10 protein-coding genes, 1 tRNA gene and 1 other RNA gene are annotated in these 12,882 nt (G+C 62.3%); 6 read left to right on the forward strand and 6 right to left on the reverse strand.

The annotated features are described in order from the left end of the window. Nucleotides 1-109: 109 nt before the first annotated feature. Nucleotides 110-198: transfer RNA gene (locus HMPREF3104_RS02835), tRNA-Ser, on the reverse strand. A 126-nt stretch (nucleotides 199-324) separates the two neighbouring features. Between HMPREF3104_RS02835 and ffs the strand changes: the two genes are divergently transcribed. The 5 genes from ffs to recR all read left to right on the forward strand — a co-directional run bounded on the left by ffs (nucleotide 325) and on the right by recR (nucleotide 4,967). Then, nucleotides 325-420, forward strand: an RNA gene (ffs, locus tag HMPREF3104_RS02840) — signal recognition particle sRNA small type. Between the two features lie 31 nt (nucleotides 421-451). Next, nucleotides 452-1,756 (forward strand): aspartate aminotransferase type Ic, encoded by a 1,305-nt coding sequence (locus tag HMPREF3104_RS02845; RefSeq protein ID WP_070494128.1) that lies wholly within the window; start codon nucleotides 452-454, stop codon nucleotides 1,754-1,756. Nucleotides 1,757-1,766: 10 nt separating this feature from the next. Beyond that, complete coding sequence (locus HMPREF3104_RS02850) at nucleotides 1,767-3,830, forward strand: DNA polymerase III subunit gamma and tau (protein ID WP_070494133.1); 2,064 nt, start codon at nucleotides 1,767-1,769, stop codon at nucleotides 3,828-3,830. Between the two features lie 51 nt (nucleotides 3,831-3,881). After that, the gene (locus tag HMPREF3104_RS02855; protein WP_052205582.1) at nucleotides 3,882-4,274 is read left to right on the forward strand and encodes a YbaB/EbfC family nucleoid-associated protein; all 393 of its coding nucleotides are present in this window, start codon (nucleotides 3,882-3,884) and stop codon (nucleotides 4,272-4,274) included. A gap of 66 nt (nucleotides 4,275-4,340) precedes the next feature. Then, nucleotides 4,341-4,967, forward strand: coding sequence for a recombination mediator RecR (gene recR / locus HMPREF3104_RS02860; RefSeq protein WP_052205581.1), 627 nt, complete (start codon nucleotides 4,341-4,343; stop codon nucleotides 4,965-4,967). A gap of 31 nt (nucleotides 4,968-4,998) precedes the next feature. Here recR and HMPREF3104_RS02865 read toward each other — a convergent pair whose 3' ends face one another. The 5 genes from HMPREF3104_RS02865 to leuA all read right to left on the reverse strand — a co-directional run bounded on the left by HMPREF3104_RS02865 (nucleotide 4,999) and on the right by leuA (nucleotide 11,389). Then, a complete protein-coding gene (locus HMPREF3104_RS02865; RefSeq protein WP_070494135.1) occupies nucleotides 4,999-5,742 on the reverse strand; it encodes a type 1 glutamine amidotransferase in 744 nt (247 codons plus the stop codon). Next, nucleotides 5,735-7,024 (reverse strand): Mur ligase family protein, encoded by a 1,290-nt coding sequence (locus HMPREF3104_RS02870; protein WP_070494137.1) that lies wholly within the window; start codon nucleotides 7,022-7,024, stop codon nucleotides 5,735-5,737. The genes HMPREF3104_RS02865 and HMPREF3104_RS02870 overlap by 8 nt, the downstream gene beginning before the upstream one ends. Nucleotides 7,025-7,034: 10 nt before the next feature. Continuing rightward, on the reverse strand, nucleotides 7,035-8,033 hold the full coding sequence (locus HMPREF3104_RS02875; protein ID WP_070494138.1) for a DNA polymerase III subunit epsilon: 999 nt from the start codon (nucleotides 8,031-8,033) through the stop codon (nucleotides 7,035-7,037). A gap of 36 nt (nucleotides 8,034-8,069) precedes the next feature. Continuing rightward, nucleotides 8,070-9,494, reverse strand: coding sequence for a hypothetical protein (locus tag HMPREF3104_RS02880; protein WP_070494140.1), 1,425 nt, complete (start codon nucleotides 9,492-9,494; stop codon nucleotides 8,070-8,072). Nucleotides 9,495-9,559: 65 nt separating this feature from the next. Then, the gene (gene leuA / locus HMPREF3104_RS02885) at nucleotides 9,560-11,389 is read right to left on the reverse strand and encodes a 2-isopropylmalate synthase (protein WP_070494142.1); all 1,830 of its coding nucleotides are present in this window, start codon (nucleotides 11,387-11,389) and stop codon (nucleotides 9,560-9,562) included. A 412-nt stretch (nucleotides 11,390-11,801) separates the two neighbouring features. Between leuA and HMPREF3104_RS02890 the strand changes: the two genes are divergently transcribed. Continuing rightward, a partial coding sequence (locus HMPREF3104_RS02890; protein WP_168156349.1) for an HNH endonuclease signature motif containing protein occupies nucleotides 11,802-12,882 on the forward strand: 1,081 nt, incomplete at its 3' end.

A 12,882-nucleotide genomic window follows, 5' to 3' on the forward strand; every position in this document is an offset into this window, starting at 1 on the left:
TCCAAAAAAGCACACATTTTGTCGCTTAACCCGCAACTTCTCATGGCTGCAGCCAGGCACTAACGCAAACGAAAAAACCGGCGCCCCATCAAACCGAGGCGCCGGTGTTTGGCGGAGGATGTGGGATTTGAACCCACGAGGGTCGTGAAACCCGCACGCGTTCCAGGCGTGTGACATAGGCCGCTAGTCGAATCCTCCAGCGACACTCGAAAAAGTAACTTCCGAATGCGTCTTTGGCCATGTTAGTCCACACCCCCGCCTGAACCAAAACCGCAGGCAGCACGTGCAGGTTGTGTCTTTTACGGCTTCCCGGCTACAGTGGCATGCAGGATCCCACGCGGTGTTATCTTGTGAACTCCCCCAGGGCGGGAACGCAGCAAGGGTCAGCGAGCTCTGGCAGGTGCGTGGGATCCCCTTTTTGTGCGTGGGGGCGTTTTGTACGATGTAGTGCATGACTACCCAAGACGGCACCACAAGCACCGCTTTTGCCAACCTCAATCAGCAGGAACTTGAAGCGCTCGCGCAGGACGTGCGCCAGCGTTATGAAGACCTGAAAGCGCGCAACCTCAGCTTGGACTTGACGCGCGGTAAGCCGTCGAGTGAGCAGCTGGATCTTTCCAACGCGCTGCTGTCCTTGCCGGGGGAGGGCAACTACAAGGACGCCAAGGGCGTTGACCTGCGCAACTATGGCGGGCTGCAGGGCATTGAGGAGATCCGCCAGCTGTGGGGCAACGTGCTGGGCGTTGATGTGGCGAACATTGTGGCGGCAGATTCCTCGTCGCTAAACATCATGTTTGACCTGATCTCTTTTGCGTACATCTGGGGCACGAACGATTCGGTGCGCCCCTGGAAGGATGAGGAAACCGTCAAGTGGCTGTGCCCAACCCCGGGCTATGACCGTCACTTCGCCATCACGGAGCACTTCGGCTTTGAGCTGGTCACCGTGCCCATGACGCCGGAGGGTCCGGACATGGACGTGGTGGAAGAGCTGGTGAAGGATCCGCAGGTCAAGGGCATGTGGTCGGTGCCTATTTACGGCAACCCCACGGGCGCGATCTACTCGCGTGAGACCATTGATCGCCTGGCCAGCATGGAGACGGCAGCGAAGGATTTCCGCATTGTGTGGGACAACGCGTATGCCATCCACACGCTGACGGGTAACTTCCCGGAGAACCCGAACGTCATTGAGATTGCGGCGGAGAAGGGCAACCCGAACCGCTTCTGGTACATGTCTTCCACCTCCAAGATCACGTTCGCGGGTGCGGGTGTGGCCTTCTTCGCGTCGTCGGAGGGAAATTTGGAGTGGTGGGGGAAGCATGCGTCGATACGCGGCATTGGCCCCAACAAGATCAACCAGCTCGCGCACGCGCGCTTCTTTGGGGATGAGCAGGGCGTATACAACCAGATGAAGTCGCTAGCCGGTTCGCTGGAGCCGAAGTTCGCGGCCGTCATCCGCATTCTGCACGAGCGCCTGGGTGAGTACGGCGTGGCGCAGTGGACCGAGCCGGAGGGCGGCTACTTCATCTCTATGGACGTGCTCGGCGGGTCCGCAACGCGCGTGTGGGAGCTGGCGAAGGAAGCGGGCATCACGCTGACCAAGGCTGGTTCCGCGTTCCCGCACGGACGGGATCCGCAGGACCGCAACATTCGTCTCGCGCCGTCGCTGCCGCCGCTTGAAGAGGTAGAAACCGCGATGGATGGCGTGGCTACCTGCGTGCTCCTTGCATGTCTCGAGGGTGTAGGGGCCCTTCAGTAGACTGCTGAACGTGGCTCTGTACAGGAAATATCGTCCCGCGACGTTTGGTGAGGTCATCGGCCAAGAGCAGGTGACCCGACCGCTGTCCACCGCGTTGGATAACGGGCGTATCGCGCACGCGTACTTGTTCTCTGGTCCGCGTGGTTGCGGCAAGACGTCGTCCGCGCGCATCCTTGCGCGTTCGCTGAACTGTGTGCATGGGCCGACGTCCACGCCGTGTGGTGAGTGTCCGTCGTGTGTGGCGCTGGCCCCGGGCGGCTCCGGCAACTTGGATGTGATGGAGTTGGACGCGGCGTCGCACGGCGGCGTCGAGGACATGCGTGACCTGCGCGAACGTGCGCTGTTTGCGCCGGCTGAGTCGCGCTACCGCGTGTTCATCATTGATGAGGCGCACATGGTTTCCGCGGCCGGCAACAACGCGTTGCTGAAGATTGTGGAGGAGCCGCCAGAGCACCTCATCTTCATCTTCGCCACCACGGAGCCGGAGAAAATCCTGCCCACCATCCGTTCCCGTACGCACAATTACCCGTTCCGCCTGCTCGCGCCGGCTGCGATGCGGCAGTTGCTTGAGCGCGTGGTGGCCGAAGAGGGTGTTGTGGTGGATGAGAACGTCTACCCGCTGGTTATCCGCGCGGGTGGCGGTTCGCCGCGTGACACGCTGTCCATCCTGGATCAGCTGCTCGCCGGCGCCGGCCCGAACGGTCTGACCTATGAGCTTGCCTTGCCGCTGTTGGGTGTCACGGATCTTTCGCTTATCGACGCCACCGTGGACGCCCTTGCTGCCCACGACGCCTCCACCGTTTTCCACACCATCGACGCGGTGATGGAGTCCGGCCACGAGCCACGCCGCTTCGCCCTGGATTTGCTGGACCGCTTCCGTGACCTGCTGGTGATCCGCACCGTGCCGGATGCTTTTGGGCAGTCGCTTGTAGACGCCCCGGTGGACCGCGCCGACATCCTGCGCGCCCAAGCGGAGAAGTTTTCCTCCCAACAGTTGGCGCAGCTCGCTTCCGAGGTCAACGACCGCATCGTGGACATCCGCGGCGCGACCGCCCCGCGCCTGCTGCTTGAGATCATGATGGCGCACCTGCTGACGCTGCAGCCCAGTGTTGCTTCTCCTGCTCCTTCTGCTCCTTCTGGTCCCGCGCAGTCTGGTCCGGCGCAGTCTGGTGGGGGAAGCGCTGCCGCTGCGGCCGCTGCTGCTGCCGCCGCCGTGAACCGCAACGTGCGCAGCACCTCCACCCCAGCGCCGCAGAAGCCTGCACCAGTGGAGGCGCCACAGCCAGAGCCAACTCCAGAACCCCCTCCAGCACCGCAGCCTGAGCCAACGCCTGAACCCACACCGGCCCCAGCACCTGCCGCCCAGGCAGACACCGATGCGCTGTTTGTCAGGATTGAGGCGGATTGGACGCAGCTTCGCCAAGCAGTTGGTGGCCGCAACAAGGTTGCGGAGATCATGCTGACTGAGGCGCGCCCACTTGGCATGGATGGCGACACGTTGGTCCTTGGCCACCACACGGGCGCGCTTGCAGAGCGCATCAACGCTGATAACAACAACGCCGACATCGCCGCTGTGCTTTCGGAGAAGTTGGATGCGAAGGTGGGGGTGCGTTGCGTCGTCGGTACGGATCCGGCCGCAGCCAACCTCAAACCTGTGGAGCGCAAGCAGGTGTGGAACCCGAACCGGGAAAGCGCGCAGGAAGCAGAGGCTGACGAACCCGACGACCCTGCCCCTGCGCCATCACCGAAGCCACCGGCTCCTGCGAAGGATGATTGGCGCGCCGCCGTCCAGGCGGCCAGCGCCCAGGCTGCGGCGAGGGCAAAGCGCGAGCGTGACGAGATCCCGCCACCGCCAGAACCCCCAGCCGATGACGAGCCGCCCTACGACCCCTGGGACGACAACACGCCACCACCTCCCGCGCCGGAGACTGTGCCGGAGGAGTACACGCAGGAAGACGAAGAGCGTGACATGCAGGACCAGGCGCGTGATGAGGAAGGCACGATTGATCGCAGAGACGCAACCGCGATCGCGATGGAACTGCTGGCCAGCGAGCTAGGGGCACGCCCTTTGTAAGCGGTCTGTAGACTGGTTGCCGAATTATTGACTACAGAAAGGGTGGAACCCATGACCCAGCCGAATATGCCCGCAGACATGCAGGAACTGATCCGCCAGGCCGCCGAGGTACAGGCAGCGCTGCAGCGCGCGCAGGAAGAACTGCTCGCCGCTGAGGTTGAAGGCACCGCAGGTGGCGGCCTTGTCACCATCACCATGACCGGTGGTGCAGAGATCAAGGACCTGTCCATCAAGCCGGAGGCTGTGGACGCTGACGATGTTGAGACCCTGCAGGACCTCATCCTCGCCGCTTACCGTGACGCTCACAACAAGGCTGGCCAGCTGGCGCAGGACAAGATTGGTCCGCTGACCCAGGTTCAGGGCCAGGCTCCGCAGGGCCAGGGCGGCCCGTTCGGTGCGCAGCCTGCAGGCCCGGGCGAGGTGCCGTTCGGCGGCATCATCTAGCTCACGCTTTTCCCATAGTTGAACGCCTGGCTTCGGCCGGGCGTTTTTTCAGGATCGAGGAGTCATATGTTTGAAGGACCGCTGCAGGATCTCATTGATGAGTTTTCGCGGCTGCCGGGTGTGGGCCCGAAATCGGCGCAGCGTATCGCCTTCCACCTGCTCAAAACTGAGCCGGAAGACATTGACCGGCTACGCGCAGCACTAGCCGCGGTTCGCGACGGCGTGATGTTCTGCCGCATCTGCAACAACGTCTCACGCCAAGAAGTGTGCCGCATCTGCGCCGACTCCAGCAGGGATACATCCACGGTCTGCGTGGTTGAGGACGCCAAAGACATCCAGGTCATCGAGCGCACCGGCGAGTACTCCGGCCGCTACCACGTGCTGGGCGGCGCGCTGGATCCTTTGGCAAATGTTGGTCCGAAGGACCTGGCCATTGCGCCGCTGCTGCAGCGCATCGGCGGGGTGCTCCCAGATCTTGATGGCGCGGACGCGCCTGAGATCACCGAAGTTATCCTGGCCACCGACCCAGACACGGAAGGCGAGGCCACGTCCAGCTACATCGCGCGCCTTCTGAAGGACTTCCCGGATCTGACCGTGTCGCGCCTGGCCTCCGGCATGCCGCTGGGCGGGGACTTGGAGTTCGTGGACGAACTCACGCTCTCCCGCGCGCTCACCGGCCGCCTGAAGCTCTAGCCAGACCAACCCAAACCAAGCCAAGCCAGCGCTACTTCGCGCCGAGGCGCTCCATCCGCAAGCGATCGATCACAGGGATTTCCAGCGGCTCCAGCTCAGCAAGCTCCACGCCCAATGCTTGGGCAAGCAGCAAGTCTGCAAGCTGCGGGTTACGAGCCAGTGCGGGGCCGTGCATGTAGGTCGCGATGATGCTGCCCTGCACCACGCCCTCCACAGTGTCACCAGAGCCAGAACCAGAAGCATCACCACCATTACCCACACCGCGGGTGACCTTGCCCAACGCGGAGGCATCCGCGCCGAGCGTGGTTGCGCCGAGGTGGTTTTCAAACCCGGTTAGTGGCTCCGTAAGTGCGCGGGTGACACCGGCGCGTGTTGGCACCGAGGCGAGTTCCCCGATGGAGCGGGTGGGGGAGGGGTGCGTTGAGACGTCGATAAGTGAAAGCCCCTGGCACTCACTGCCACCTGCATGGAAGGTGTGGCCGAGGATCTGCATGCCGGCACAGACCGCGAAGATGGGGCGACCGGCGGCGGCTGCGGCCTGCAAGCCCGGGGAGGCGGCCAGGCGCGCGGCGGCGATGATTTGTGCGGAGTCCTCGCCGCCGCCGAGCGTATAGACGTCACAATCCGCAGGCACCTCATCGCTGAGCATGATGCGGCGGATCTCCGCGTTGATGCCACGGCGGCAGGCGCGTTCGCGCAGGACAAGCGCATTGCCGTCGTCACCATAGGTGCCCAGCACGTCAGGGAGTACAAGGCCAATTGTCAGGTTAGGCACGGTAGTCCTCCTCTTTTGCAAGTGCGCGGCGCAAATTCAGCAGCGCAGTGTAGTTTGCCAGCACCTCAACGCGGCCCGGGGGACACGCGCGGATCGCCTCAACCGGGTCATGGATCAGCTCATTGTCCACGCCGCCGTAGAGCAGGCGCACCGCCAGATCCGTCGCCCGCTCACCGGACGCCTTGACGGGGATGCGTTCGAAGTTGTCAAAGGTGATGTCCCACAGCCAGGAGACGTCCTCACCGTCGCCCTGCTGGGAGTTCACGGCGATGACAATGCCCGCGGCGTCCGTATCCAGCATGGTCAGCGCCTCCTGCCAGCCGGCAGGGTTCTTGGCCAGCAGGAAGTGCACCTCGTGCTCACCAAGGTGGGCGGTGGTGTAGCGGCCGGCGACGTTGTTCACGCCCTCAGCAGCGGCAACGGCGTCCTCCAAAGAAACGCCGAAGGCCTCCACGGCACACGCCACGGCCTGGGCGGCGTTGCCGCGGTTCGCGCGCCCCGGCAGCTGCAGCGACAACCCCACGGTGCGCTCCGGCGTGTGCAGGCCATCCGCGTCCACGCTGTAGGAGGGGGTGGGGCGGCGGAACTCACGGCCGTCTTCAAGCGGCTCGACCGCAAACCAGTCGTCCTCCGTGCGCACGATGTGCCCGCCGGAGCGTGGGTTGGTCACGGAATCACCGGTCCAGCCGGCGCCAGCGGCCACCCACACCACGTTCGGGTGATCAAAGGCAATGGAGGTAATCAGTATGTCATCGCAGTTCGCCACAATCGTTGCCTGCGGGTTTTCCTGCACCGCGGCGCGAAGCGCGCGCTCAATCTTGGTAATCTCACCCACGCGATCCAGCTGGTCACGCGTCAAATTCAACAGCACGATCGCCTCCGGCTTGAGGCGCTTGGCCACGTGCGGCACGTGCAGTTCATCAACCTCCAGCACAATGTGGGAGGCGTCCTTGCCCGCCAGAAGCGCGGAGATAATGCCAGCGTCCATATTGTCGCCGCCATCATTGGTGGCCACCGTGTACTTAGAACGCAACGCGCTTGCCAGCATGTTGGTGGTTGTGGACTTGCCGTTGGTCCCCGTCACCAGCACCGCCGGGCGGCCAGCGGCAACCGTGTCCATAATGTTTGGGTCAATGGCACCCGCAACCAGGCCGCCGATCATGCCGCCAGCGCCGCGGCCGGTGGCCTTCGATGCCGTGGTGGCCAAACGCGCAGCACCCAGCGCCAACGAGGATCGCAGGCGGGTAAAGCGTCCTTGTGTAGAGCGCTTGTTGTCAGTCATGCAGGATAGGTTACTCTCCCGCACCCACACTGTTGTCCGCCATTGTCTGCACGGCGGCTTCGAACTCGCTGGCAGTCAAAATTGGCACGTCTTTCCGGAACGCGTGCATGGCCTTGCCGCGCAGCTCAACGCCCTTTGCCAACGCCTCGGACACCACCACAGACGTCTGACGGGTCAGCTTCTCGGCATACTTCAGCCCAGCGTCCACACCCGCGGCGATCAGCACATCTGGGTTCACGGTCACATCGTCCGTGACCACAAACTCCATGCCGTGCTGCAGGCCTTCCGCAGGCGTGTACACTACACGCTCCGCGTTCCTGGCGTTGGCCGTCTGCGTGTGCCCGGCGGCGCGCGAGGAGTTACCGGCCTTCGCCGCATCCACCCGCACCTGCGAGCGCTGCAGGCCAAAACGGTCGCCGGCAAGGTCAGCCGGGTTCAGCGAGACCACCTCGCCGACCTCCTTCAGCGCCAGGAACATGGCGATCAGGGTGCGAACCCGAGCATCGCCGCTCACCGGCACCACGCCAATCAGGTCTGCGACGTGCTCCATCCTCGCGTCCACAGGAATGTGGCCCTGCCTGCGCACAGTAGCCAGCACATCCACAATCGCTTCCGGCTTTGGCACGTGCCCCACGCGTTGGCGGTGCTTGTTGCCACGCCCGCGCCGGGAGCGGTTCGCGCGCGCCGCAGCGTTCATCGCCCGTTTCGCCTCAGAGACGATCATGCCCCAGTCAAGGGGGGAGTCGTAGAGAACTAACGTTTTCGCGTCGATAAGCTTGTCCAGCGTGCGCAACTGCCTGGCAAAACGGGGTGCCTGCGCGAAATCGCCCACCTCAAGGCCGTGGGTGTGGCGCGGGCCCGGATCCGTGCCCGGGTTGAGCACCTGGTGGAATTCCTCGCCGATGCGCCCGGCGGCATCAAACGTGACCGCGTCAATGGTGAGCAGCCGCGCGTTGGAGGGATGGATCCCATTCGCCCGCACGGACAGCGCGACGTAGGGGTAAGTCATTCTTGCAGCGTAGCAGGGAGCTTTTGCTTGCCGACGCTACGGCGCAACCCTATACAACGGCTGATCCAACGGCACATTGCTTCGGACCTTGAACGGCCCAAAGTTCTGCTCATGCGGGTGCTCGTTTGGCGGAGCAACCTCAGGCGCAGGTGCTGGTGCAGGCGCTTCCTCCACAGGGGCAGGTGCTGGTGCCGGAGCCGGAGCGGGCGCTGGTGCCGGAGCAGGTGCCTGGACCGGAGCTGGTGCCGGGGCCTGAACTGGGGCCTGGACCGGGGCTGGTGCGGGCGCCGGAGCCTCAACAGGAGCCGGAGCCGGTGCCTCAACAACCTGCGACGAGGAAGTCACAGGCTTGACTTCCTGCGAACTGGTGGACGGCTTCTCGCTGGAGGTTGCCGTGCTACTTTCCGTGCTGCTTTCTGCCTCGGAGGTGACTTCGGAGGTCTCTGCATGCCCGTAGTTGTCAACAACGGAGTCGCGCTCCTGCATAAACGACGAGGTCAACGCGCTCAAGCCGCCAATGGTCAAGGCCAAGGCGCCAGCCGCGGCGATCATGCCAACGGCGTGCAAGGTGCGCTTGCGTGCGCGGGACGGGGTGCCTGCGGAAGAAGCACCAGCGGCAGCCACTGCAGGTGCATCGACGTCAGTCACGGCACTTACAGCGTCATCATCCGCACTGTAGTGTTCAGCCGCAGACACGGCCGGAATCACAGACGTCTGCGCAGCCGACTCTGCCATAGGCAGCGGGCGGACCTTGCGAGTGTCCTCCAGCGGCGGGATCGGGCTAATAGCCGGGAACTCGCCGGTGTTTACAGCGCCGATAGACAGCGAGAGCACTGGTGCCCCACCGATCGGGGAGTGGTAGCCACGTGCCACCGGGACCAGGCCGCGGCGCTCCATGGAACGCAGCGTCGGCGCAACCTCTGCACCCTGCGCCGGATCCAGCTGCGCTACCTCAACACCGTCGGTGTATGCGGAAACCTCACCAGCATCATCAAAGCCAAGCGTGACCAGGATCTGCTTGCGTTCCAAGTCCTTGGCCTGCTCGGCCTCTGGGAGGTAGTCCAGCTCAATGGAACGGCCATCTGCCAGGAATGCCCACGGCTGCGCCGGTGGTTCATTCACCGGCAAGATCAAACCCGGGCGTGGAAGGCGAACAACCAGCTGCACCGGGTCGCCCGCGGTGGCACGTGCAGTAGCGTGCGGGGTCAGGCCGCTGTGGGCAAGGGAGGAAAGCTCCCAAAACTCCTGCGCATCACGCCCGCTCATGGTGCCAAGCACGTCATCTTGGAACGTGATGTCAAAGCCAGTGCCGTTAGGAACCAAGGCCACGCCCAAGTCCGCCACAGCGCTGTCCCCCAGATGGCGCATGACGGCAGGCGTGAGCACGTCCACGGCCGGGACGTTTCTCACCGCACCCAGGCCGTGATCCGGAATCACGTATGCCGACAACTGCTTGTTCATACCCGCAACCTTACACGTATGTACAAATACCTACAATGACGGTTTCGGAATGTCCGCAGGATGGACTACACGCCACCAGTCTTGCCTTCGGTCAGGCCGCGGTTGGCCGCAGACACAATCGCCTTCAAAGACGCGCGCGTGGTCGAGCCCGCAATACCCACGCCCCATGCGTTAGTACCGTCAATATCTGCGTAAATGTAGCAGGCTGCGTCCGCATCATCGCCCGCTGTGCGGGAGCGCTGGGAGTAATCCTGCACCTCAAAATCAATGCCCAGTGACTCCAAGGCGTTGGCAAACGCCGCAATAGGACCGTTGCCGGTGCCGTTGATCTCACGCGCCTCGCCGTTGAATATAACGTTGGCCTGAATAGCGGAATCGTCCTCATCGCTAGCCGCGCCGGTAACCTCATAGTCCACCAACTCCAGCGGGGAATCCAGATCCAGGTACGTGCTGGCGAAGATGTCCCACATGTTCTTGGAGTTAACCTCGCCACCTTCTGCATCCGTGATGTTTTGCACCACAGCGGAGAATTCCGGCTGCATCGCCTTCGGCATGTTGATGCCGTGGTCCGTCTTCATGATGTAGGCCACGCCACCCTTGCCGGACTGGGAGTTCACGCGGATCACAGCCTCGTAGGTACGGCCCACGTCCTTCGGATCCACCGGCAGGTACGGGACCTCCCACACGGTCTCACGCAGCTCTTCCCACGTGACGTCCGTGCTGGAAGCGCCCGGGTGCACCTTCTGCGCCAGGGCGTCCAGGCCCTTGTTAATAGCGTCCTGGTGCGAGCCGGAGAACGCCGTGAACACCAGCTCACCGCCGTATGGGTGGCGCTCCGGAACGCGCAGCTGGTTGCAGTACTCCACGGTCTGACGGATCTTCTCAATGTCAGAGAAATCAATCTGCGGGTCCACGCCCTGGGTCATCATGTTCAGGCCCAAGGTGACCAGGTCCACGTTGCCGGTGCGCTCACCGTTGCCAAACAGGCAGCCCTCAATACGATCCGCGCCGGCCATGTAGCCCAGCTCCGCCGCCGCGACGCCGGTGCCGCGGTCATTGTGCGGGTGCAGGGACAGGATGATGCTGTCGCGCTTGGCAAAGTTACGGTGCATCCATTCAATAGAATCCGCGTACACGTTCGGGGAGATCATCTCCACCGTGGACGGCAGGTTAATAATGATCGGGTTTTCCGGGGTCGCGCCCATGGTCTCTACAACCGCGTCGCACACCTCCAGCGCAAAATCCAGCTCGGTGCCGGTGAAGGACTCCGGCGAGTACTCCCAGCGCCAATTGGTGTCCGGGTAGTCATCTGCAATGTCACGAATCAGCTCACCAGCATCCGTGGCCAGCTTCTTAATGGCGTCACGATCCTTGCGGAACACCACCTCACGCTGCAGCTTGGACGTGGAGTTGTAGAAGTGCACAATCACGTTCTTCGCGCCAGAGCATGCCTCAAACGTGCGGCGAATCAGGTGCTCACGGGCCTGCACCAGCACCTGGATGGTCACGTCATCCGGGATCATGTTGTTCTCAATGATCTCGCGCACAAAGTCAAAGTCCGTCTGGGAAGCGGACGGGAAGCCGACCTCAATCTCCTTGAAGCCCATCTCAACCAGCAGGTTGAACATGCGGCGCTTACGCTCCGGGCTCATCGGGTCAATCAGGGCCTGGTTGCCATCGCGCAGGTCCACCGCGCACCACTGCGGCGCAACGGTGATCTTCTTGTCCGGCCACGTGCGGTCCGGCAAGGTGATGTCCTCAACCTCTTTGGCAAACGGCAGGTAGCGGTCTACCGGCATCTGGGAGCCGCGCTGCTTGTTCCAGCTTGGCTGGCCTTCATTACGAGGGCCGTTCGGGGTGATGATTTCGCGAGGCGCAAAAATTTCGTTGCTCATGTGGGTACTCCTAAATTACGTTTCGTACGGGTCCACGGCCGGCCAACAGAAACTCCGCGACGGGGTGCCGGCCGTGTTACCTGGCCTGATTCCCGCCGCGGCGTAGAAGGAGAAGCGCCTTTTGCGACATGTGGCGTAGCTTACACCACTTCGCGCGCAGTTGTGTTTTACATTCGCAGTGGGGTCGTTCGTCGATGCTGTTCGAACGCCCGTTTGGCATTTTCTTATCGACGGAAAGGGCGTGTGGAATCGGTCGCTATACTGAATGCAACCGCCAGTCTGGCTGGTGAATGTACGTGTGGAAATAGTGGAATACATGCTGGTTTAGCCCTTGCACATAGAACAGTTAAGCGGGTATAATTAGGGGCATAAAACAACGGGAACATAGGGAACACAACACTGGGGGTAGACCGTGGGCGAACCATACTTCCGCACACAGCGACCAGAAGATCCACTAAGCGCAGTCAGCCAACGCTTCCGCGATGGCTACTGGGAGGTCTTCGGTCACTTCGCCACACCTGGGACAAGCATTGCTATTGATGATTTCGATCTGGAAGTAGTCGCCATCAAGCAAGCAACCGGCTGGGGCAAAGGTGAAGTCGAGCAAGCGATCTTCTCGCACGCACGCCTGCAACATTTGCCGAAACTACGGGCACTCCAAGCCGAGACCCGTGTGATGGATCTGCAGCACCTGCGTGCCATTGACAATGTTCTTGCTGAACTCGGCCCAGACATCACCGAGGAAGCCTACGGTCAATTTGATGCAATGTTGACGCTCACGTTCACCCCAACACGAGCTGGGCAACTCACCCCACAAACCGCAACGATTACCCGGCGTATCCGGGAAATGATTAAACGGATTGACCCAACGTGCGCCTACAACCCGAAGCGGCGCAAGCAGCGTATCGCCCAAGCACATGCTGCTGATGACACAGTCTCGTTTGAGCAGTCTGCACAGTCCGGGACTGTGAAAACGTTGGTGACGTTAGCGACGAATCCGTTAACTGCACAGGTAGTACGCGAGCATGTGTTGGCTACCGCTCGTGAACACAAAACATCGATGGCAGATGCGATGGTGAAACTACTGTCCGGGGAGATCACCCCAACGAAAACCACCCTGCACGTGTTCGTACCAAAAGGTCGTGAAGCTGGTGGGCCAGCCTACGTCCCAGGGGTAGGCGCCTTGACCCCAGAGGCAACCGTGGCACTCGATGACCTCCTAGCATCAGCGAAAATCACCGAAGTCGACATGGAACAAGAACTCCAGGCACACACGGATAGTTACACCCCAACCGAAGCAATGCGACGCGTGGTCTGTGCCCGTCACACCCACTGTGTGTTCCCGGGGTGTACGATGCCTTCGCGGTTATGCCAGTTGGATCACCGCATCGCGTTTAACCAGGGAGGCAAAACCACACCGAGTAACTTGTTTCCGTTGTGCCAGAAGCATCACAATTTGAAAACCGATAAGCGCGGCTTCTACGTCCCGGATC

The sequence above is a fragment of the Corynebacterium sp. HMSC30G07 genome, from assembly GCF_001806945.1.
In the GTDB taxonomy this organism is placed as follows: Bacteria; Actinomycetota; Actinomycetes; order Mycobacteriales; family Mycobacteriaceae; genus Corynebacterium; species Corynebacterium riegelii.